The following is a 20945-nucleotide window of genomic DNA, read 5'->3' on the forward strand; positions in this document are numbered from 1 at the left end:
GGGATATTCAGGAGAAAACGTGACAAAAATCCGCCAGTTATGTTTAGTCAGTGTATTGCTGACAAGCGGGGTTGCCAGCGCGGCGAATGTCCGTTTGCAGGTTGAGGGGTTATCCGGGACGCTGGAAAAAAACGTGCGTGCGCAGCTGTCGACCATCCAGAGCGATGAGGTGACGCCGGACCGGCGTTTTCGCGCGCGCGTGGATGACGCGATCCGTGAAGGGCTAAAAGCGCTGGGGTATTACGAACCCACCATTGATTTCGATCTTCGCCCGCCGCCAAAGAAGGGGCGTCAGGTGCTTATTGCCCGCGTCTCGCCGGGCGAGCCGGTGCTGATTGGCGGCACGAACGTCATCCTGCGCGGCGGCGCGCGTACCGACCGCGACTACCTGGACCTGCTCAGCACGCGGCCGAAAATCGGCACCGTGCTCAACCACGGTGACTACGACCACTTAAAAAAAGAGCTGACGAGCGTCTCTCTGCGTAAGGGCTACTTCGACAGCCAGTTCAATAAAAGCCAGCTGGGCATTGCGCTGGAGCGACGTCAGGCCTTCTGGGATATTGACTACGACAGCGGCGAACGCTACCGCTTTGGCGATGTAACGTTTGAAGGTTCGCAAATTCGTGAAGAGTATCTGCAAAACCTCGTGCCGTTTAAAAAAGGCGATTACTACCAGTCGAGTGATCTGGCGGAGCTGAACCGTCGCCTCTCCGCTACCGGCTGGTTTAACTCCGTGGTTGTCGCACCGGAATTTGATAAGTCTCGCAAAACCAAGGTGTTGCCGCTGCATGGCGTTGTCTCGCCGCGCACCGAGAACACCATTGAGACCGGTGTTGGCTACTCGACAGACGTCGGTCCGCGCGTGAAGACCTCCTGGAAAAAGCCGTGGATGAACTCCTACGGCCACAGTCTGACCACCAGCGCCAGCATTTCCGCACCGGAACAGCAGCTTGATTTCAGCTATAAAATTCCGCTGCTGAAAAACCCGCTTGAGCAATATTACCTGGTGCAGGGCGGCTTTAAGCGTACCGATTTGAACGATACCGAGCAGGACTCGACAACGCTTGCGGTTTCACGCTTCTGGGATCTCTCCAGCGGCTGGCAGCGCGCCATTAACCTGCGCTGGAGCCTTGATCACTTTACCCAGGCAAACGTCACCAACACCACTATGTTGCTTTATCCGGGCGTGATGATCAGCCGTACCCGCTCGCGCGGCGGCCTGATGCCAACCTGGGGTGATTCACAGCGTTACTCTATCGACTACTCCAATACGATGTGGGGCTCTGACGTCGACTTCACGGTGGTGCAGGCGCAAAACGTCTGGATCCGCACGCTGTATGACAAACACCGCTTTGTGATGCGCGGCAATCTCGGCTGGATTGAGACGGGGGATTTCGAGCGCGTTCCGCCGGACCTGCGCTTCTTCGCCGGGGGCGACCGCAGCATTCGCGGGTATAAGTACAAATCGATCTCACCTGAAAACGAAAAAGGCCAGCTGACCGGGGCATCCAAACTGGCGACCGGATCGTTGGAGTATCAGTACAACGTCAGCGGCAAGTGGTGGGGTGCCATGTTTGTTGACGGTGGTGAAGCGGTGAACGATATCCGCCGCAGCGACTTTAAAACTGGTGCAGGCGTGGGCGTACGCTGGCAATCACCCGTCGGGCCCATCAAGCTCGATTTCGCCGTGCCGGTGGGCGACAAAGATGAACACGGATTACAGTTTTACATCGGTCTGGGGCCTGAATTATGAGTTTATGGAAGAAAATAAGCCTCGGGGTGCTGATTTTTATCGTGCTGCTGCTCGGTACGGTGGCGTTTCTGGTGGGAACGACGACCGGGCTGCATCTGCTGTTTAACGCCGCGAACCGTTGGGTGCCGGGGCTGGAAATTGGTCAGGTAACGGGCGGCTGGCGCGACCTGCGTCTGAAGAACATCCGCTACGAGCAGCCGGGCGTGGCGGTCAACGCCGGGGAATTTCATCTCGCGGTGAAGCTGGGCTGCCTGCGGGACAGCAAGCTCTGCGTAAACGATCTGTCGCTAAAAGACGTCAACGTGGCGGTAGACTCAAAGAAAATGCCGAAGTCTGCGCCGGTTGAGGAAGAGGACAGCGGCCCGCTGAATCTCTCCACGCCGTACCCGATTGCGCTCTATCGGGTGGCGCTCGATAACGTCAATATCAAAATCGACGACACCACCGTTTCGGTGATGGATTTCACCTCCGGTCTGCGCTGGCAGGAGAAAAACCTCACCCTGACGCCAACCTCGCTGCAAGGGTTGCTGATTGCGCTGCCGAAAGTGGCGGACGTGGCGCAGGAAGAGATCGTCGAACCGAAGATCCAGAACCCGCAGCCGGAAGAGAAGCCGCTGGGCGAAACGCTGAAAGAACTCTTCTCGAAGCCTGTCCTGCCTGAAATGACCGACGTGCATCTGCCGCTGAACCTCAACATTGAGGAGTTCAAAGGCGAACAGCTGCGCCTGACCGGCGACACCGATCTGACGGTCTTTAACATGCTGCTGAAAGTCAGCAGCATTGACGGCAACATGAAGCTCGACGCGCTGGATATCGATACCAACCAGGGCTCGGTGAACGCGTCAGGCAACGCCCTGCTGCGCGACAGCTGGCCGGTGGATATCACCCTCAATAGCGCTCTGAATATCGACCCGCTGAAGGGCGAAAAAGTGAAGGTTAAAGTGGGCGGGGCGCTGCGCGAGAAGCTGGATATCGGGGTGAATCTCTCCGGCCCGGTAGACATGGCCCTGCGCGCGCAAACCCAGCTGGCGGAAGCCGGGCTGCCGCTCAATCTGGAGGTTGTCAGCAAGCAGCTTTACTGGCCGTTTACCGGCGAAAAACAGTATCAGGCCGACGATCTGAAGCTGAAGCTGAGCGGCAAGATGACCGACTACACGCTCTCGTTCCACACTGCGGTGAAGGGGCAGGGCGTGCCGCCCGCGACCATCACGCTGGATGCAAAAGGCAACGAACAGCAGGTTAACCTCGACAAGCTGACAGTCGCGGCGCTGGAAGGCAAAACGGAACTGACCGCGCTGCTCGACTGGCAGCAGGCGATCAGCTGGCGCGGCGAGCTGAAGCTGACGGGAATTAACACCGCCAAAGAGGTGCCGGACTGGCCGTCGAAGCTGGACGGGCTGATCAAAACCCGCGGCAGCCTCTACGGCGGCACGTGGCAGATGGACGTGCCGGAAATCAAGCTCACCGGGAACGTTAAGCAGAACAAGGTGAACGTAGAAGGCTCGGTGAAGGGCAACAGCTACCTGCAGTGGATTATCCCGGGACTGCACGTGGCGCTGGGCCGCAACACGGCGGATATCAAAGGCGAGCTGGGGGTAAAAGATCTCAATCTTGACGCCACCATCGACGCGCCGAATCTGGATAACGCCCTGCCGGGTCTGGGCGGTACGGCGAAAGGACTCGTGAAAGTGCGCGGCACCGTGGACGCGCCGCAACTGCTGGCAGATATCACCGCCAACAATCTGCGCTGGCAGGAGCTGAGCGTTGCCCGCGTCCGCGTGGAAGGGGATGTGAAATCCACCGATCAGATCGGCGGCAACCTGAACCTGCGCGTGGAGCGCATTTCCCAGCCGGACGTGAACATTAGCCTGGTGACTCTGGACGCCAAAGGTAACGAGAAGCAGCACGACCTCCAGCTGCGCGTGCAGGGCGAGCCCGTCTCCGGCCAGCTTCACCTGATCGGCAGCTTCGACCGGAAGGAAACGCGCTGGAAAGGAACGCTGGACAACACCCGCTTCAACACCCCGGTGGGGCCGCTGGCGCTGTCGCGCTCCATTGCGCTGGACTACCGCAACGCCGAGGAGAAGATCAGCATCGGGCCTCACTGCTGGACCAACCCGAACGCGGAGCTGTGCGTGCCGCAGACCATTGATGCGGGGGCGGAAGGGCGCGCGCAGATCAACCTGAACCGCTTCGATCTGGCGATGCTGAAACCGTTTATGCCGGACACCACGCAGGCCAGCGGCGTCTTCAGCGGGAAAGCCGATGTCGCCTGGGACACCACCAAAGAGGGGCTGCCGCAGGGCAGCGTCACGCTTTCCGGCCGTAACGTGAAGGTAACGCAGGAGGTGAACGACGCGCCGCTGCCGGTGGCCTTCGACACCCTGAATGTGAGTGCAGACCTGCATAACAACCGTGCGGAGCTGGGGTGGCTTATCCGTCTGACCAACAACGGCCAGATGGACGGGCAGATACAGATTACCGATCCGCAGGGGCGGCGCAATCTGGGCGGCAACGTCAATATTCGTAACTTCAACCTGGCGATGGTCAACCCGATCTTCGCCCGCGGGGAAAAAGCTGAGGGCATGGTAAATGCCAACCTGCGCCTGGCGGGCAACGCGCAAAGCCCTCAGCTGTTCGGTCAGTTGCGGCTCAGCGGTGTGGATATCGACGGTAACTTTATGCCGTTCGATATGCAGCCCAGCCAGATTGCGATGAACTTCAACGGCATGAGCTCGACGCTGAACGGCTCGGTATTAACTCAGCAGGGGCAAATCAACCTGAGCGGCGACGCGGACTGGAGCCAGCTCGACAACTGGCGCGCCCGTATTGCCGCGAAAGGCAGTAAGGTGCGCATCACCGTACCGCCAATGGTGCGCCTGGACGTCTCGCCGGACGTGGTCTTTGAGGCGACGCCAAGCCTCTTCACCCTGGATGGCCGCGTGGACGTGCCGTGGGCGCGTATCGTGGTTCACGAGGTGCCGGAAAGCGCGGTCGGCGTCTCCAGTGATGAAGTTATGCTCAATGAAAATCTGAAACCTGTCGAACAGAAGAGCGCTGGCATACCGATTAATAGTAACCTTATCGTGCACGTGGGAAATAACGTGCGGTTGGATGCGTTTGGGCTGAAGGCGAGGCTCACGGGCGACCTGAAAGTGGCGCAGGATAAACAAGGGCTTGGCCTCAACGGGCAGATCAATATTCCTGAAGGGCGTTTCCATGCCTATGGTCAGGATCTGATTGTCCGTAAAGGCGAGCTGCTGTTCTCCGGCCCACCGGATCAACCGCTGTTGAACATCGAAGCGATTCGTAACCCGGAAGCGACGGAAAACGACGTCATTGCTGGCGTACGCGTCACCGGCTCCGCCGACGAACCGAAGGCGGAGATCTTCTCCGACCCGGCGATGTCGCAGCAGGAAGCCCTCTCTTATCTGCTGCGCGGACAAGGTCTGGACAGCGGACAAAGCGACAGTGCGGCGATGACCTCAATGTTGGTCGGACTGGGGGTTGCACAAAGTGGGCAGGTTGTGGGTAAAATCGGCGAGACGTTCGGCGTAAGCAATCTGGCGCTGGACACCCAGGGCGTGGGTGACTCCTCGCAGGTGGTGGTCAGCGGCTATGTACTGCCGGGTCTGCAGGTAAAATATGGTGTGGGGATCTTTGACTCACTGGCAACACTCACGTTACGCTATCGCCTGATGCCTAAGCTATATCTGGAAGCAGTGTCCGGCGTAGACCAGGCACTTGATCTGCTCTATCAGTTTGAGTTTTAGCAATGCGAATATTTGTCTACGGCAGTTTACGAACCAGGCAAGGCAACAGTCACTGGATGACCAATGCCCAGCTACTGGGGAATTACAATATCGAGAACTACCAGTTGTACAGCCTGGGCCACTATCCAGGCGCGGTTCCCGGCGAAGGAACAGTACAGGGTGAAGTTTATCGTATTGATAATGCTACACTTGCCGAACTTGATGCCTTGCGCACCAGGGGCGGTGAATACGCTCGCCAGTTGATCCAGACACCGTACGGAAGCGCGTGGATGTATGTCTACCAGCGTCCGGTCGACGGGTTAACGCGGATTGTAAGCGGTAACTGGTTAGACAGAGACCAGTACTGAAAAACGACAACGCCACCGTGAGGTGGCGTTGTTGTTTGTGTCTGGCAGTAAGAATTACTTCTTAGCAGCGCGTTCGAAGGAGGCGATGATTTCTGCTTTCGCCGCTTCTGCGTTGTCCCAGCCGTCAACCTTAACCCATTTACCTTTTTCGAGGTCTTTGTAGTGCTCGAAGAAGTGGGCGATCTGCGCTTTCAGCAGCTCTGGCAGGTCATTCACATCTTTAATGTGATCGTACTCTTTGCTCAGCTTGGTGTGCGGTACCGCAACCAGCTTCGCATCTTCACCCGCTTCGTCAGTCATCTTCAGCACGCCAACAGGACGGCAGCGAATGACGGAGCCTGGCTGCAGTGGGTATGGCGTTGGAACCAGCACGTCAACCGGGTCACCGTCCAGAGACAGGGTGTGGTTGATGTAGCCGTAGTTGCACGGATAGAACATGGCGGTAGACATGAAACGGTCAACGAACAGCGCACCGGTGTCTTTGTCGATTTCGTATTTGATTGGATCTGCGTTGGCCGGGATTTCAATAACAACGTAGATGTCTTCTGGCAGTTCTTTACCCGCTGGGACGTTGAGTAAGCTCATGTCGGTGTCCTTTAAAATGGATGGTAAACAAGTGGCAGGTATTATAGCCAACTCACGCTGAATGTCTCCGCCTCTTTTCGCTTTCTCTCCCCGCAAGCCCCACTTTTCAGACCGTTTCCATGACAGGAAAATCCATAAACTCAGCCGCATTTTTAATGGTGAAATGAAAGCGATTACAAACTTGTGATTAACATTTTATTCACTTTCCTGAAGTGTGATGTAACGCAATTCGTTACATATTTCATTGGCTATAGTCATTTCGCAGAACATCTTTTAACCAACAATAAACACCCCTACGAGGACGCTCATATGTGGAAGCGCTTACTTCTTGTCACAGCAGTTTCGGCAGCCATGTCGTCTATGGCGATGGCCGCTCCCTTAACCGTAGGTTTTTCGCAAGTTGGCTCTGAATCCGGCTGGCGTGCGGCGGAAACCAACGTTGCGAAAAGCGAGGCTCAGAAACGCGGCATCACCCTGAAAATCGCCGATGGTCAGCAAAAGCAGGAAAACCAGATCAAAGCCGTGCGCTCGTTTATCGCCCAGGGCGTGGATGCCATCTTTATTGCACCAGTGGTGGCGACCGGCTGGGAACCGGTTCTGAAGGAAGCGAAAGACGCTGAAATTCCGGTCTTCCTGCTCGACCGTTCCATCGATGTTAAAGACAAATCTCTCTATATGACCACCGTCACCGCTAATAACGTGCTTGAAGGGCAGTTAATTGGCGACTGGCTGATTAAAAAGGTCGACGGCAAGCCGTGTAACGTCGTTGAACTGCAGGGCACCGTCGGCGCGAGCGTGGCCATCGACCGTAAGAAAGGCTTTGCTGAGGCCATTGCCAAAGCGCCAAACATCAAGATTATCCGCTCCCAGTCCGGCGACTTTACCCGCAGTAAGGGTAAAGAGGTCATGGAGAGCTTTATCAAGGCTGAAAACAACGGCAAGAATATCTGCATGGTTTACGCCCACAACGATGACATGGCGATCGGGGCGATTCAGGCGATTAAAGAAGCGGGCCTGAAGCCGGGCAAAGATATCCTCACCGGCTCTATCGACGGCGTGCCGGACATCTACAAAGCGATGATCGACGGTGAAGCCAATGCCAGCGTCGAGCTGACGCCGAACATGGCGGGCCCGGCATTCGACGCGCTGGAGAAATTCAAGAAAGACGGCACGATGCCTGAGAAGGTGACCGTCACCAAGTCCACGCTCTACCTGCCTGATACAGCGAAAGAAGAGTTAGAGAAGAAGAAAAATATGGGCTACTGATCCAGTGAAATTGCCGGGTGGCGCTGCGCTTACCCGGCCTACGGGAACGTGCCGGGGACGTGAATATGAAAACTGAACAACACCAGGAAATCCTCCGCACAGAGGGCTTGAGTAAATTCTTCCCCGGCGTAAAGGCGCTGGATAGCGTTGATTTCAGCCTGCGGCGCGGTGAGATCATGGCGCTGCTGGGCGAGAACGGCGCGGGAAAATCGACGCTGATTAAATCGCTGACCGGCGTTTATCATGCCGATCGCGGTACCATCTGGCTGGAAGGCAACGCCATTTCGCCAAAAAATACCGCCCACGCCCAGCAGCTGGGGATCGGGACAGTTTACCAGGAAGTGAACCTGCTGCCGAATATGTCGGTGGCGGACAACCTGTTTATTGGCCGCGAGCCACGCCGCTTTGGCCTGCTGCGCCGCAAAGAGATGGAGGCGCGCGCCACGAAGCTGATGGAGTCCTACGGCTTCTCCCTCGACGTCCGCGAGCCGCTGAACCGCTTTTCCGTGGCGATGCAGCAGATCGTCGCCATCTGTCGCGCTATCGATCTCTCTGCGAAGGTGCTGATCCTCGATGAACCCACCGCCAGCCTCGATACCCAGGAAGTGGAGATGCTCTTCACCCTGATGCGCCAGCTGCGCGATCAGGGCGTGAGCCTGATCTTCGTCACGCACTTTCTCGATCAGGTGTATGAGGTGAGCGACCGCATTACGGTGCTGCGCAACGGCAGCTTTGTCGGCTGCCGCGAAACCCGCGAGCTGCCGCAGATCGAGCTGGTGAAAATGATGCTGGGCCGCGAGCTGGAAACCAACGCGCTCCAGCGTGCGGGCCGTACGCTGCTGAGCGAAAAACCGGTTGCCGCGTTCAGCGATTACGGCAAGAAAGGCGTGATATCGCCGTTTAACCTTGAGGTGCGTCCCGGCGAAATTGTCGGGCTGGCGGGCCTGCTAGGCTCGGGCCGAACCGAAACCGCCGAGGTGATCTTCGGGATCAAGCCTGCCGACAGCGGCACCGCGCTGATCAAGGGCAAACCGCAAACCCTGCGATCGCCGCATCAGGCCTCCTGTCTGGGCGTTGGCTTCTGCCCGGAAGACCGGAAAACGGACGGCATCATTGCCGCCGCCTCGGTGCGGGAAAATATCATCCTGGCCCTGCAGGCCCAGCGCGGCTGGCTGCGCCCGATCCCACGTAAAGAGCAAAACGCCATCGCCGAGCGCTTTATCCGCCAGCTCGGCATCCGCACCCCGAGCGCGGAACAGCCGATTGAATTTCTCTCCGGCGGTAACCAGCAGAAGGTGCTGCTCTCCCGCTGGCTGCTGACCAAACCGCAGTTCCTGATCCTTGACGAGCCGACGCGCGGTATCGACGTGGGCGCGCACGCAGAAATTATTCGGCTTATTGAAACGCTCTGTGCGGACGGGCTGGCCCTGCTGGTTATCTCATCCGAGCTGGAGGAGCTGGTAGGCTATGCCGATCGCGTCATCATCATGCGCGATCGCAAACAGGTGGCAGAGATCCCGCTGGATAAACTGTCCGTTCCGGCAATCATGAATGCCATCGCGGCGTAAGGAGTGAATCGTGATGTCCCGTTCGCTTTCGCAAACCGGTGAGTCAAAGCGCCGCTTTAGCTGGCCAACCGGCACGCCGCAAATTGCAGCGCTGCTGGTGGTGCTGCTGGTAGATAGCCTTGTCGCACCGCATTTCTTCCAGATTATTGTTCAGGATGGCCGCCTGTTTGGCAGCCCGATCGATATTTTAAACCGCGCCGCGCCCGTGGCGCTGCTGGCGATTGGGATGACGCTGGTGATCGCCACCGGCGGAATAGATCTCTCCGTCGGCGCGGTGATGGCTATCGCCGGGGCCACGGCAGCCTCAATGACCGTGGCCGGTCACAGCCTGCCGGTGGTACTGCTGGCGGCCTTAGGCACCGGCGTGCTGGCCGGACTATGGAACGGCATTCTGGTGGCGGTGCTTAAAATTCAGCCCTTTGTCGCTACGCTGATCCTGATGGTGGCCGGGCGCGGGGTCGCACAGCTGATCACCTCGGGGCAGATTGTCACCTTCAACTCTCCGAGCCTGGCGTGGCTTGGCAGCGGTAACCTTCTGTTCTTACCGACGCCGGTGATTATTGCCCTGGTCACGCTTATTGTCTTTTGGCTCTTCACCCGCAAAACGGCGCTCGGCATGTTTATTGAGGCGGTGGGGATCAACATTCGCGCCGCGCGCAACGCCGGGGTCAACACCCGCCTGATGGTGATGCTGACCTACGTGCTGAGCGGCGTCTGCGCCGCCATTGCCGGTGTCATCGTCGCCGCCGATATTCGCGGGGCCGATGCCAATAACGCCGGGCTCTGGCTGGAGCTGGATGCGATCCTCGCGGTGGTGATCGGCGGCGGGTCGCTGATGGGCGGGCGCTTTAACCTGCTGCTCTCGGTGATCGGCGCGCTGATCATTCAGGGCATGAACACCGGGATCCTGCTGTCGGGATTCCAGCCGGAACTCAACCAGGTGGTAAAAGCGGTAGTTGTACTCTGCGTGCTGATCGTCCAGTCGCCGCGCTTTGTCAGCATCATTAAGGGGATCCGTGGCCATGATAAAACGTAATTTACCGTTAATGATCACGCTGGGCGTGTTTGTGCTGGGGTATCTCTACTGCCTCACGCAGTTCCCCGGTTTTGCCTCAACGCGCGTGATCTGCAACATTCTGACGGACAACGCCTTTTTAGGCATTATCGCCGTCGGCATGACCTTTGTGATCCTCTCCGGCGGGATCGATCTCTCCGTCGGCTCGGTGATCGCGTTCACGGGGGTATTCCTCGCGAAGGCGATCGGTTTCTGGGGCATCTCGCCGCTGGTGGCGTTTCCGCTGGTGCTGGTGATGGGCTGCGCGTTTGGCGCCTTTATGGGGCTTCTGATCGACGCGCTGAAAATTCCGGCCTTTATCATCACGCTGGCCGGGATGTTTTTCCTGCGCGGCGTAAGTTATCTGGTTTCTGAGGAGTCGATTCCGATTAACCATCCGGTGTATGACACGCTCTCCAGCCTGGCGTGGAAAATTCCCGGCGGCGGGCGTTTAAGTGCGATGGGGCTGCTGATGCTGGGGGTGGTGGTGATTGGTATTTTCCTTGCCCACCGAACCCGGTTTGGCAATCAGGTTTATGCTATTGGCGGCAACGCCACGTCGGCCAACCTGATGGGGATCTCAACCCGCAGCACCACCATCCGCATCTATATGCTCTCGACCGGCCTGGCAACGCTGGCGGGTATTGTCTTCTCAGTTTATACCCAGGCGGGCTATGCCCTTGCAGGCGTCGGCGTCGAGCTGGATGCGATTGCCTCGGTGGTTATCGGCGGCACGCTGCTCAGCGGCGGGGTAGGGACGGTGCTGGGGACGCTGTTCGGTGTCGCGATCCAGGGGCTGATACAAACCTATATCAACTTTGACGGCACGCTCAGTTCGTGGTGGACGAAGATCGCCATCGGCATTCTGCTGTTTATTTTTATTGCCCTGCAACGCGGTCTGACGGTGCTTTGGGAGAATCGTCAGAGTTCGCCTGTAACACGTGTATAAATATTCTCCGGTAGCGGCCGATAATCTTCTTTTATGCCCAGAAATATCTCGCTACCGGAAATAATATCATGCTTAAAACGCTATCGATTCGTACCGGCTTGCTCTCTTTACTGGCCGTTATGACCCTTCTGCTGCTGATTGTCAGCGGCATCGGCATTTATGCCCTCACACAGAGTTCTTCCTCACTGCAGCGCATTAATCACCTTCAGGGTGAGCAGATGGTGCAGCTGAACACCGGCTATACGCTGATCCTGCGCGCGCGCAATGAGGCGGGTCAGGCCGTCCGCATGATGGAAATCGGCATGCTGGACGATGCGGCCAAAGCGGTAAAAAACATCAATCAGGAAGTCGCCCTGGCCCGGAAAACGTTAAAAGGCGTGATTGACGGCGGCGTGGCTGACGAACAGGGGCAGCAGCTCCTCGACAAAGTCGCGGCCAGCCTGGCGACATATAACCAGCAGGGGATCGGCCCGATGCTGAAAACCCTGAATGACCAGAGCGCGGACAGCTATTACGATCTGCTGGAGAACACGCTGATTCCGGTGGCGAAGCAGTTCGATAACGACATGCAGGCGTTTCAGAAATGGAGCGAAGCGCGGGGTCAGGCGGAAGTGCGTGCCGTGCAGGCGAGTAAAACCCGGGTGCTGATCCTGATTATTGTCGCCGCGCTGCTGACGGCGGGCATTATCGCGCTCGCCTGGCTGGCGCTGCGCCATATGCTGCTCAAGCCGCTCTCGGCGTCGATTGCTCAGCTGGAGAACGTGGCGGCGGGCGATTTAACCCACACGCTGAATGCCCCGGCGAGCCAGGAGTTTAACCGCCTCAACGCGGCGATAGAGGAGATGCGTCAGTCGCTGATGAGCTCGGTTCTGCGGGTTCGCGATGCCAGCTCGCAAATTGATACCGGCAGCCGCGAGCTGACAGCGGGGAACCGGGATCTTGCCGAGCGCACCGAATCCACCGCCACGTCGCTGGAGCAGACCGCCGCCAGCATGGAGCAGATCACCGCCACGGTGAAGCTTAACGCCGACAACGCCGAGCAGGCGCACCAGCTGGCGAAGTCTGTTTCCGACACCGCCGATCACGGCAGCGAAATGGTCTGCTACGTGATTGAAAAAATGCGCGATATCTCCGGCAGTTCGGCGCGCATCGCCGACATCCTGAGCGTGATTGACGGTATTGCCTTCCAGACCAACATTCTGGCGCTTAACGCCTCCGTGGAAGCGGCGCGCGCGGGCGAGCAGGGGCGCGGGTTTGCCGTGGTCGCGGGTGAAGTCCGCAACCTTGCCAGCCGCAGCGCCGACGCGGCGAAAGAGATCCGCTCTCTGATCGGCGATTCGCAGGCCCACGTTAACGAGGGCAGCGAGCTGGCCCAGCAGGCGGGTGAAACGATGGATGAGATTGCCACCGAAGTGCTGCGCATGACCAAACTGATGCGCGAAATTGCCACCGCGTCTCAGGAGCAGAGCCGCGGCATCGAGCAGGTGAATATTGCGGTGAACCAGATGGATGAAACCGCGCAGCAGAATGCGGCGCTGGTGCAGCAATCCTCCGCCGCGACCCGCTCCCTTGAGGAGCAGTCGCGTCAGCTGATGGAAGCCATGTCATCATTCAAAGTGACGGCTCAGACTGCGGCATAATATTTCCCAGCCCCGGTGCGTTCTGTGCCGGGGCTTTATTTCTCGCGGAATTTACCGCCGCAATATTATCGTGAATATCACCCATTAATAATTCCAGCGAGTTGGTTAACGCTAACGCTTTTTCAGTCGGCTCGAGATATAAACCTTTGCGAAAAAATAACGGCTCATCAAACAGTTGATTAAAACGCTTCAACGCCAGGCTCACCGCAGGACGGGACATCTCCAGGCGCAAAGAGGCTTTTGCCATACTGCCGCAGCGGACGACTTCAATAAATACAGGGATAAGATTTAAATCAATGCCGGTATTAGCCCGGGAATAATTTTTCATTGCAATTCTGCTCCAGGAAATAAATGTCAAACTGTTATGGAAATAATGCAGGAGCAGGGGTGAAGATTAAAGCGTGATTTTTATAAACACTTATACGGTAAAATATATAAATGTGTTGGGGAGCCAGGCTGGCTCCCCGGGAGAGATATTACGCGTCCGGGTACTCACGGATAAAACGTTCAACGTCTTCAACCATATGGTTGTTGCCAACGAAGAACGAACGACGCTGGTGAAGGCTTTCCGGCACGATGTCCAGAATACGCTGTTTACCGTCGCTCGCCTTGCCGCCCGCCTGTTCGGCCAGGAACGCCATCGGGTTGCATTCGTACAGCAGGCGCAGCTTCCCGTCCGGGTGGCTGGCGGTGCTTGGGTAGAGGTAGATACCGCCCTTCAGCAGGTTACGGTGGAAATCCGCGACCAGAGAGCCAATGTAGCGGGACGTGTAAGGGCGCTGGGTCGCTTTATCTTCTTCCTGGCAGAATTTGATGTACTTCTTCACGCCGTTCGGGAACTTGATGTAGTTGCCTTCGTTGATGGAGTAAGTGCTGCCTTTCTCCGGGAAGCGCATACGTTCCTGGCACAGGCAGAAGACGCCCAGCGACGGATCGTAGGTAAAGGCGTGAACCCCGCATCCGGTGGTGTAGACCAGCATGGTGGAGGAGCCATAGACGACGTAACCGGCCGCAACCTGGTTACTGCCCGGCTGCAGGAAATCTTCCTCGGTTACCGGCGTACCAACAGGCGTGACGCGGCGGTAGATGGAGAAAATGGTACCGACAGAAACGTTAACGTCGATGTTGGAGGAGCCGTCGAGCGGATCCATCAGTACGACGTATTTAGCGTGTTCACACCCTTCGAATACAACAATTTCATCTTCTTCTTCGGAGGCGATACCCGCAACGATGTCGCGCGCGCGCAGTGCAGCTTTCAGTTTTTCATTTGCGAACAGATCGAGTTTCTGCTGAACCTCGCCCTGAACGTTCTCGGCACCGCTGGCACCCAGGATATCGACCAGACCGGCCTTGTTGATATCACGGTGGATGATCTTAGCGCCCAGCTTTATTGCCGACAGCAAAGCAGTGAGTTCACCCGTAGCATGAGAGAACTCGTGCTGCTTTTCGACAATAAATTCACCTAACGTTTTCATAACACTTTCCCTGCATCTTTGTGAGTAGAGCGATTGTATGTTCACTAAAACGACTAAAGCCCAACAATCTTAACAAATATTCAAATAGTAGCGCAGAGGTGAATCGCGCCAGCAACATACGGATTTACCTGAAATGCGTTTCACAGCCGCTAACATGTGAGTAAAATGTGCGCCACATTAAAGAAGGATAGTGACGTATGCGCATTCATATATTGGGGATTTGTGGCACTTTCATGGGCGGACTGGCAATGCTGGCGCGCTCGCTGGGCCATGAAGTGACAGGTTCGGACGCCAATGTGTATCCGCCGATGAGCACGCTTCTGGAAAAACAGGGCATCTCTTTAATTCAGGGCTACGATGCCAGCCAGCTGGATCCCGAGCCGGATCTGGTCATCATTGGCAACGCCATGACCCGCGGTAACCCGTGCGTTGAAGCGGTGCTGGAACGCAATATTCCGTTCATGTCCGGCCCGCAGTGGCTGCATGATTTCGTGCTGCGCGACCGCTGGGTGGTTGCCGTAGCCGGTACCCACGGCAAAACCACCACCGCCGGCATGGCGACCTGGATCCTCGAAGCCTGCGGCTACAAGCCGGGCTTCGTGATCGGCGGCGTGCCGGGTAATTTCGACGTCTCTGCGCGTCTCGGCGACAGCCCGTTCTTTGTGATTGAAGCGGATGAATACGACTGCGCATTCTTCGACAAGCGTTCCAAATTCGTGCACTACTGCCCGCGCACGCTGATCCTCAACAACCTTGAGTTTGACCACGCGGATATCTTTGACGACCTGAAAGCCATTCAGAAACAGTTCCACCACCTGGTGCGCATTGTTCCGGGCCAGGGCCGCATTATCCTGCCGGAGAATGACATCAACCTGAAGCAGACCATGGCGATGGGCTGCTGGAGCGAGCAGGAACTGGTGGGCGAGCAGGGCCACTGGCAGGCGAAAAAACTCAACGCTGATGCCTCCGAGTGGGAAGTACTGCTCGACGGTGAGAAAGTGGGCGAGGTGAAATGGGGCCTGGTGGGCGAGCACAATATGCACAACGGCCTGATGGCGATCGCCGCGGCGCGCCACGTGGGCGTGCTGCCTGCGGATGCGGCCAATGCGCTGGGGACGTTTATCAACGCCCGCCGCCGCCTGGAGCTGCGCGGCGAAGCGAACGGTGTGACGGTGTATGACGATTTCGCGCACCACCCAACTGCCATTCTGGCGACGCTTGCCGCCCTGCGTGGCAAGGTTGGCGGCACCGCGCGCATTCTGGCGGTGCTGGAACCGCGCTCGAACACCATGAAAATGGGCATCTGCAAAGACGACCTCGCACCGTCCCTGGGACGTGCCGACGAAGTCTTCCTGCTGCAGCCGCAGCATATTCCGTGGCAGGTGGCTGAAGTGGCCGACGCCTGCATTCAGCCTGCGCACTGGAGCGCGGACGTGGATGTCTTAGCGGATATGGTGGTGAAAGCCGCACAGCCTGGCGACCACATTCTGGTGATGAGCAACGGCGGGTTCGGTGGGATCCATCAGAAGCTGCTGGACGGTCTGGCGAAGAAAGCCGCGGCCGCAGAGTAAAAAAAAGCCCTGTGGCGCTAGCGCTTACCGGGCTTACATTATCTCTTCTCCCTCTCCTCTTTGGGGTGAGGGGATTACTCTGCGTTCTCAGACAGCTCGCGCAGATACTGGAAAATCAGACGCGCGGATTTCGGCGGCTTATTCCCCTCTTTCTCTTTCTTCGCGTTGCGGATCAAAGAACGCAGCTGCTGGCGGTCGGCATCCGGCCACAGGTTCAGCACTTCCGGTACCGCATCATCACCCTGTTCAATCAGACGATCGCGGATCTGCTCCAGCTTATGGAACAGCGCAACCTGCTGGTTGTGGCGGTTTTTCAGCTTGTCCAGCGCCTGACGGATCGGATCCACGTCGCGCTGACGCAGCATTTTACCGATAAGCTGAAGCTGGCGACGACGGCCTTCTTTCTTGATTTTCTGTGCCAGTTCAATGGCATCACGCAGATCCTGGTCGAGCGGGATCTTATCCAGCGCGTTTTTACCCAGTTCTACCATTTCTGCGCCAAGCTGTTTTAACTCTTCGGCGTCACGTTTAATTTCACTTTTACTGACCCAGATGATCTCATCATCTTCGTCTTCGATGTCATCACCGGGAACGTCGTCGAGCCAGTCTTCGGGCTGCTTAGTCATGTCAGGCTCCTTAAAAAAAGAGGCTAATGTTACCAGTTAAGACGCGCACTGAAAAACGGTTCTCTGTTAGACTTCACTTAACTCTCTCTTACAGTATGGCATTTGCGATGAAAGTAACCTCACAAGTTGAAGCGCAGCGTAAGATTCTGGAAGAAGCCGTCTCCACCGCGCTGACGCTCGCTTCAGGTAAATCAGATGGCGCCGAAGTGGCGGTCAGCAAAACCACCGGCATTAGCGTGAGCACCCGCTATGGCGAAGTGGAGAATGTAGAATTTAACAGCGATGGCGCGCTTGGGATCACGGTGTATCACCAGAACCGCAAAGGCAGTGCGTCATCCACCGATCTCAGTCCGGATGCCATCGCCCGCACGGTGCAGGCGGCGCTGGATATCGCCCGTTACACCTCTCCGGATCCTTACGCAGGCGTGGCGGATAAAGATCTGCTGGCGTTTGACGCGCCGGATCTCGATCTATTCCATCCGGCGGAAGTGACCCCGGACGAAGCCATTGAGCTGGCCGCGCGCGCCGAGCAGGCGTCTTTGCAGGCTGACAAGCGCATCACGAATACCGAAGGCGGCAGCTTCAACAGCCACTACGGCATCAAAGTTTTCGGCAACAGCCACGGCATGCTGCAGGGCTACTGCTCCACCCGTCACTCGCTTTCAAGCTGCGTAATTGCCGAAGAGAACGGCGACATGGAGCGTGACTACGCCTACACCATTGGCCGCGCGCTGGGGGATTTGCAGTCTCCTGAATGGGTGGGCAAAGAGTGTGCCGAACGCACGCTGTCTCGCCTGTCGCCGCGTAAGCTCTCCACCATGAAGGCCCCGGTCATTTTTGCCAATGAAGTGGCGACCGGCCTGTTTGGCCATCTGGTGGGCGCTATCGCGGGCGGCTCGGTGTACCGTAAATCGACCTTCCTGCTCGACTCGCTGGGCAAGCAGATCCTGCCGGAGTGGCTGACTATCGAAGAACATCCGCACCTGCTGAAAGGGCTGGCCTCCACGCCATTCGACAGCGAAGGCGTGCGCACTGAACGCCGCGATATCGTTAAAGACGGCATTCTGACCCAGTGGCTGCTGACCAACTACTCCGCACGCAAGCTGGGGCTGAAAAGCACCGGACATGCGGGCGGGATCCACAACTGGCGCATTGCCGGTCAGGGCCTGAACTTCGAGCAGATGCTGAAAGAGATGGGCACCGGTCTGGTGGTCACCGAGCTGATGGGCCAGGGCGTAAGCGGCATCACCGGCGACTACTCTCGCGGTGCGGCAGGCTTCTGGGTCGAAAACGGCGAAATTCAGTATCCGGTGAGCGAAATTACCATCGCCGGAAACCTGAAGGACATGTGGCGCAATATCGTTACGGTCGGTAACGATATTGAAACACGTAGCAATATACAGTGTGGTTCTGTATTACTGCCGGAAATGAAAATCGCCGGCCAGTAATACCCGACAAGCGTTTTAATAATAAAAAGGAAGTGAGCAATGCGTAAACACCTGTTAGCGATCGTCGCGGCTTCAACGCTGGTTCTTGGCTCTTCTGCGTTTGCTGCCGATCTTGAAGACAACATGGACATCCTCAGTCAAAACCTGAAGGTAGTGCAGAAAACGGACAATGCGGCGGAAATGAAAGGCGCACTGACCAAAATGCGTGAAGCGGCGCTGGACGCGCAAAAAGCGACGCCGCCAAAGCTGGAAAGCAAAGCGGCAGACAGCGCAGAGATGAAAGACTATCGCCACGGCTTTGACGTGCTGGTCGGTCAGATCGACGGCGCGCTGAAGCTGGCTAACGAAGGCAAAGTGAAGGAAGCCCAGGCGGCGGCCGACCAGTTTGTGGCGACGCGCAACACGTATCACAAGAAATACCGTTAATTGGGTGCCTGAGCTGTACGTCCTTCCTCCGTATGCGGAGGCGCACTAAGCGCCCCCGCATCCTTGCTCCCTACTGGCCGGAGCGACAATCCATCCGCGCTGTCACTTCAAGCGAGCCGTTTCGAAAACGGATCTCGCACAGTGTTTTCCTCGTCACCAGCGTTAAGATGATTATTGTCAAAGCAACAATCATCGAAACCCGGATAATTGGGGATTGGCGTTTCATGGATGCCTCCTTGCTTTAAAGCGGGCGAGGTAGCGAACTCCACGGTCGTGACGTGTCGTTTCGAGCCCCCGCCCTGATTTTCTATCAGGCGGGGCTTTCCACTTTCCGTCCCATGCCTGAGACGGTCAGTCTCAAGCACCCGCAGCCACTCTAGCGAATCCCCATAAGAAAACCTTATCCACGTCACATTTCTACGAGCCTGCTCGTAAACTTTTCCACTCCGCTTACCTGTTTAGTGCCGCTTAATAGCGTGATATTCATCACGTAAATGCGGCCGTTAATCCAGATTCACCATATTTATGTGGCACAGATCACTGCTGCGGCTCACCTTTCCACTTCGAAGTGGAAAACAACTCGCTACAAACCCTTCACGCCCAACGTTAGTTTTATTCCAGAGCCATTAACGGGGTAAGACGAGTGATTAACGGAGCGGTAATGAACGACGTTGGGGAACAGGCGGTGCAAACAGAACAGCTCGCGAACACCATGCTGCAGCAGGTTTATGCCCTGCTGGCCCGGCACAACATCATCCCCAATGCGGTACAGGAGCAGATGCTCACCTCCCACGTTCGCGCAATGGCGCACCGGTCCGTGACCGGCGAGCCGCTGCCGGAGGTTGAAGCAGAGCTGTTCGACGAAATTTCACCAGATTCAATGCAGCTTGCCCGTGAAGTGGTGGCGCAGTTTGGCAACCTTCCTGATGAAGAGGCCTGGCTGCTCTCCGTTCACTTTGAAGTCGCGAAAGACAACCTTTAAGGAGCAACACATGGAACAGATTACAGTCGTGATTGGCGATCGCCTGGGTAAAGGTCAGAAAGTGGCTGCGGGTGTGGAAAAAGCAGGTGGACGCGCAGTGGTTGTGCCGGGCATGGCGGCGGACATGAAACTCGGCGACGTAATGAAAGCGGAAAACGCCACCTTCGGCATCTCCTTCTGCGGCAGCGGCGGCGCGGGGGCCATCACCGCCCAAACCAAATATGGCTACAAGGCCAAATACGGCATGCGTTCCGTGGAAGAGGGCGTGACCGCCATCAACGAAGGCTGCAACGTGCTGGGCTTTGGCTTTATGGATAAAGAAGAGCTGGGCGAGCGTCTGGTGCAGGCGTGGCAGAAGAAATACGGCGCATAAGCATGAAAGAACAGTTCACAACCACGGTGAGAGTGAAGGGGAAGGGCGACGCCAAAGCGCGCGCCTTTGCCGACGCGCTCAACCACGTTCAGGCCGCGGTGATGAAAGCCTCACCGCATATCTTACTGCGTATTGAGCCACAGGATGTGCAGGTAGTTCAGGCGCAAGAAGCGGTGCGTAAAGAAGCGTTTCTGTTCTTCTTTTTGCGCCGGGAAAGACGCACCTACAGCGTGGAGCTGGATGTGACCGTCAACGTGACCGCCATCAATCTTGACCGGGTGGATTTCGTCACGCAACGCTGATTATTCATAAAAGGGCAGACTGATGTTCTTAATTATATTAATAAAATCGCTCATCATTGGCGGCCTGGTTGGCGTCGGTGTCGGAGCCGGGGCTGCACGCATGTTTCATGCGCCTACCACTCAGGGTATGGGCGCGTTTCGTACGTTGGGGGAACTGAACTCCTGTGAAGGGGATCCGGCGTCCCACTTCTCCTTTGGGTTAGGTTTCTTCTTTAACGCCTGGGCCTCTTCCGTGGCTGCAGGTGCCTTCACACAGGACGTTGACCACCGCATCATCCCGAACTGGGGTGCTGCTGCACTGATGATCAAAAACCGTAACGTCGGCGAAACGCTGCACGATCCCCGCAAAATGGCGATTGCCTGCGGCGTGATTGGCATGCTCGTCGTCACCTTCCTGAACCTGACCGCCTCCTCCGTGCCGGCAGCGCTGCAGGTTACCGCCGTGAAGGTGCTGGTGCCTGCCGCGAACCTGCTGGTTAACACCGTGATGCCGGTGATCTTCTGGCTGGCGGCCATCGACGCGGGTAAAAAATCGGGCTTCTGGGCCACCATCTTCGGCGGCGCGGCGCAGCTGATCATGGGGAACGCCGTACCGGGTCTGGTTCTCGGCATCCTGATCGGTAAAGGCGTTGAGGAGAGCGGCTGGAACCACGTCACCAAAGTGATGATGGCGGCGATCGTGCTGCTGTTCGTGTTGAGCGGCTTCTTCCGCGGCTTCGACATGAAGATGATCGAATCCTTCCATCTGACCGTGCCGAACTGGCTCGACATGATCCACAACTCGCTCAGCGGTAAATAACAGGAGCC

20 protein-coding genes are annotated in these 20945 nt (G+C 57.2%); 15 read left to right on the forward strand and 5 right to left on the reverse strand.

Features of this window, described 5'->3' with window-relative positions; all coding sequences use genetic code 11:
- The first annotated feature begins 19 nt into the window (after positions 1 to 19).
- The 3 genes from tamA to IM299_RS14560 are packed head-to-tail and all read left to right on the forward strand — an operon-like array spanning position 20 to position 5873.
- Positions 20 to 1753, forward strand: a complete 1734-nt coding sequence (tamA, locus tag IM299_RS14550; protein ID WP_193357683.1) for an autotransporter assembly complex protein TamA — start codon at positions 20 to 22, stop codon at positions 1751 to 1753.
- Positions 1750 to 5526, forward strand: a complete 3777-nt coding sequence (gene tamB, locus IM299_RS14555) for an autotransporter assembly complex protein TamB (RefSeq protein WP_193357684.1) — start codon at positions 1750 to 1752, stop codon at positions 5524 to 5526. Before tamA ends, tamB begins: the two co-directional genes overlap by 4 nt.
- Before the next feature lie 2 nt (positions 5527 to 5528).
- Positions 5529 to 5873, forward strand: coding sequence for a gamma-glutamylcyclotransferase (locus IM299_RS14560; RefSeq protein ID WP_008501424.1), 345 nt, complete (start codon positions 5529 to 5531; stop codon positions 5871 to 5873).
- Between the two features lie 54 nt (positions 5874 to 5927).
- On the opposite strand, the gene ppa is transcribed toward IM299_RS14560, so the two are convergent.
- Positions 5928 to 6458, reverse strand: a complete 531-nt coding sequence (ppa, locus tag IM299_RS14565) for an inorganic diphosphatase (protein WP_041911466.1) — start codon at positions 6456 to 6458, stop codon at positions 5928 to 5930.
- Positions 6459 to 6767: 309 nt separating this feature from the next.
- On the opposite strand from ppa, the gene ytfQ reads away from it, so the two are divergent.
- The 5 genes from ytfQ to IM299_RS14590 all read left to right on the forward strand — a co-directional run bounded on the left by ytfQ (position 6768) and on the right by IM299_RS14590 (position 12935).
- Positions 6768 to 7724, forward strand: a complete 957-nt coding sequence (gene ytfQ, locus IM299_RS14570) for a galactofuranose ABC transporter substrate-binding protein YtfQ (RefSeq protein WP_193357685.1) — start codon at positions 6768 to 6770, stop codon at positions 7722 to 7724.
- A 65-nt stretch (positions 7725 to 7789) separates the two neighbouring features.
- Entirely contained in the window at positions 7790 to 9292 is a 1503-nt protein-coding gene (gene ytfR, locus IM299_RS14575) for a galactofuranose ABC transporter, ATP-binding protein YtfR (protein ID WP_041911465.1), read from the forward strand.
- A gap of 10 nt (positions 9293 to 9302) precedes the next feature.
- Positions 9303 to 10328, forward strand: a complete 1026-nt coding sequence (gene ytfT / locus IM299_RS14580; protein ID WP_193357686.1) for a galactofuranose ABC transporter, ATP-binding protein YtfT — start codon at positions 9303 to 9305, stop codon at positions 10326 to 10328.
- Entirely contained in the window at positions 10315 to 11295 is a 981-nt protein-coding gene (gene yjfF / locus IM299_RS14585; protein WP_041911463.1) for a galactofuranose ABC transporter, permease protein YjfF, read from the forward strand. Before ytfT ends, yjfF begins: the two co-directional genes overlap by 14 nt.
- 68 nt (positions 11296 to 11363) lie before the next feature.
- Complete coding sequence (locus tag IM299_RS14590) at positions 11364 to 12935, forward strand: methyl-accepting chemotaxis protein (protein ID WP_049138562.1); 1572 nt, start codon at positions 11364 to 11366, stop codon at positions 12933 to 12935.
- Here IM299_RS14590 and IM299_RS14595 read toward each other — a convergent pair.
- Positions 12907 to 13263 (reverse strand): LysR family transcriptional regulator, encoded by a 357-nt coding sequence (locus IM299_RS14595; protein WP_041911461.1) that lies wholly within the window; start codon positions 13261 to 13263, stop codon positions 12907 to 12909. The genes IM299_RS14590 and IM299_RS14595 overlap by 29 nt on opposite strands.
- Positions 13264 to 13411: 148 nt before the next feature.
- Complete coding sequence (fbp, locus tag IM299_RS14600; protein ID WP_028015293.1) at positions 13412 to 14410, reverse strand: class 1 fructose-bisphosphatase; 999 nt, start codon at positions 14408 to 14410, stop codon at positions 13412 to 13414.
- 197 nt (positions 14411 to 14607) lie between these two features.
- Between fbp and mpl the strand changes: the two genes are divergently transcribed.
- Positions 14608 to 15981 (forward strand): UDP-N-acetylmuramate:L-alanyl-gamma-D-glutamyl-meso-diaminopimelate ligase, encoded by a 1374-nt coding sequence (mpl, locus tag IM299_RS14605; RefSeq protein WP_028015294.1) that lies wholly within the window; start codon positions 14608 to 14610, stop codon positions 15979 to 15981.
- 74 nt (positions 15982 to 16055) lie between these two features.
- Here the strand turns inward: mpl and yjgA are convergent, their stop codons facing one another.
- On the reverse strand, positions 16056 to 16607 hold the full coding sequence (gene yjgA / locus IM299_RS14610; protein ID WP_028015295.1) for a ribosome biogenesis factor YjgA: 552 nt from the start codon (positions 16605 to 16607) through the stop codon (positions 16056 to 16058).
- Between the two features lie 95 nt (positions 16608 to 16702).
- Between yjgA and pmbA the strand changes: the two genes are divergently transcribed.
- Positions 16703 to 18055 (forward strand): metalloprotease PmbA, encoded by a 1353-nt coding sequence (gene pmbA / locus IM299_RS14615; protein ID WP_032644960.1) that lies wholly within the window; start codon positions 16703 to 16705, stop codon positions 18053 to 18055.
- Positions 18056 to 18094: 39 nt separating this feature from the next.
- Complete coding sequence (gene cybC, locus IM299_RS14620; protein WP_028015297.1) at positions 18095 to 18481, forward strand: cytochrome b562; 387 nt, start codon at positions 18095 to 18097, stop codon at positions 18479 to 18481.
- Between the two features lie 70 nt (positions 18482 to 18551).
- Here cybC and IM299_RS14625 read toward each other — a convergent pair whose 3' ends face one another.
- Positions 18552 to 18707 (reverse strand): Hok/Gef family protein, encoded by a 156-nt coding sequence (locus IM299_RS14625; RefSeq protein ID WP_041911460.1) that lies wholly within the window; start codon positions 18705 to 18707, stop codon positions 18552 to 18554.
- 417 nt (positions 18708 to 19124) lie between these two features.
- On the opposite strand from IM299_RS14625, the gene IM299_RS14630 reads away from it, so the two are divergent.
- From IM299_RS14630 to IM299_RS14645, 4 genes are read left to right on the forward strand one after another with little or no spacing between them, the layout of a single operon-like run.
- Positions 19125 to 19463, forward strand: coding sequence for a PRD domain-containing protein (locus IM299_RS14630; RefSeq protein ID WP_026080657.1), 339 nt, complete (start codon positions 19125 to 19127; stop codon positions 19461 to 19463).
- Positions 19464 to 19473: 10 nt separating this feature from the next.
- On the forward strand, positions 19474 to 19836 hold the full coding sequence (locus IM299_RS14635; protein ID WP_023293430.1) for an SFCGS family glycine-rich protein: 363 nt from the start codon (positions 19474 to 19476) through the stop codon (positions 19834 to 19836).
- Between the two features lie 2 nt (positions 19837 to 19838).
- Positions 19839 to 20138, forward strand: a complete 300-nt coding sequence (locus IM299_RS14640) for a DUF4312 family protein (RefSeq protein WP_008501409.1) — start codon at positions 19839 to 19841, stop codon at positions 20136 to 20138.
- Between the two features lie 22 nt (positions 20139 to 20160).
- Positions 20161 to 20937, forward strand: coding sequence for a DUF4311 domain-containing protein (locus IM299_RS14645; RefSeq protein ID WP_023310182.1), 777 nt, complete (start codon positions 20161 to 20163; stop codon positions 20935 to 20937).
- Positions 20938 to 20945 lie beyond the last annotated feature (8 nt).

The organism is Enterobacter cloacae complex sp. P47BA (assembly GCF_014930485.1).
GTDB classification, from domain to species: Bacteria; Pseudomonadota; Gammaproteobacteria; order Enterobacterales; family Enterobacteriaceae; genus Enterobacter; species Enterobacter bugandensis.

Excerpts from the sequence above, each read along its gene's own strand:
- tamB (WP_193357684.1), top strand. The coding sequence starts at position 1,750 with ATGAGTTTATGGAAGAAAATAAGCCTCGGGGTGCTGATTTTTATCGTG.
- IM299_RS14560 (WP_008501424.1), top strand. The coding sequence starts at position 5,529 with ATGCGAATATTTGTCTACGGCAGTTTACGAACCAGGCAAGGCAACAGT.
- ppa (WP_041911466.1), bottom strand. The coding sequence starts at position 6,458 with ATGAGCTTACTCAACGTCCCAGCGGGTAAAGAACTGCCAGAAGACATC.
- ytfQ (WP_193357685.1), top strand. The coding sequence starts at position 6,768 with ATGTGGAAGCGCTTACTTCTTGTCACAGCAGTTTCGGCAGCCATGTCG.
- ytfR (WP_041911465.1), top strand. The coding sequence starts at position 7,790 with ATGAAAACTGAACAACACCAGGAAATCCTCCGCACAGAGGGCTTGAGT.
- yjfF (WP_041911463.1), top strand. The coding sequence starts at position 10,315 with ATGATAAAACGTAATTTACCGTTAATGATCACGCTGGGCGTGTTTGTG.
- IM299_RS14590 (WP_049138562.1), top strand. The coding sequence starts at position 11,364 with ATGCTTAAAACGCTATCGATTCGTACCGGCTTGCTCTCTTTACTGGCC.
- IM299_RS14595 (WP_041911461.1), bottom strand. The coding sequence starts at position 13,263 with ATGAAAAATTATTCCCGGGCTAATACCGGCATTGATTTAAATCTTATC.
- fbp (WP_028015293.1), bottom strand. The coding sequence starts at position 14,410 with ATGAAAACGTTAGGTGAATTTATTGTCGAAAAGCAGCACGAGTTCTCT.
- mpl (WP_028015294.1), top strand. The coding sequence starts at position 14,608 with ATGCGCATTCATATATTGGGGATTTGTGGCACTTTCATGGGCGGACTG.
- yjgA (WP_028015295.1), bottom strand. The coding sequence starts at position 16,607 with ATGACTAAGCAGCCCGAAGACTGGCTCGACGACGTTCCCGGTGATGAC.
- pmbA (WP_032644960.1), top strand. The coding sequence starts at position 16,703 with ATGGCATTTGCGATGAAAGTAACCTCACAAGTTGAAGCGCAGCGTAAG.
- cybC (WP_028015297.1), top strand. The coding sequence starts at position 18,095 with ATGCGTAAACACCTGTTAGCGATCGTCGCGGCTTCAACGCTGGTTCTT.
- IM299_RS14625 (WP_041911460.1), bottom strand. The coding sequence starts at position 18,707 with ATGAAACGCCAATCCCCAATTATCCGGGTTTCGATGATTGTTGCTTTG.
- IM299_RS14635 (WP_023293430.1), top strand. The coding sequence starts at position 19,474 with ATGGAACAGATTACAGTCGTGATTGGCGATCGCCTGGGTAAAGGTCAG.
- IM299_RS14640 (WP_008501409.1), top strand. The coding sequence starts at position 19,839 with ATGAAAGAACAGTTCACAACCACGGTGAGAGTGAAGGGGAAGGGCGAC.
- IM299_RS14645 (WP_023310182.1), top strand. The coding sequence starts at position 20,161 with ATGTTCTTAATTATATTAATAAAATCGCTCATCATTGGCGGCCTGGTT.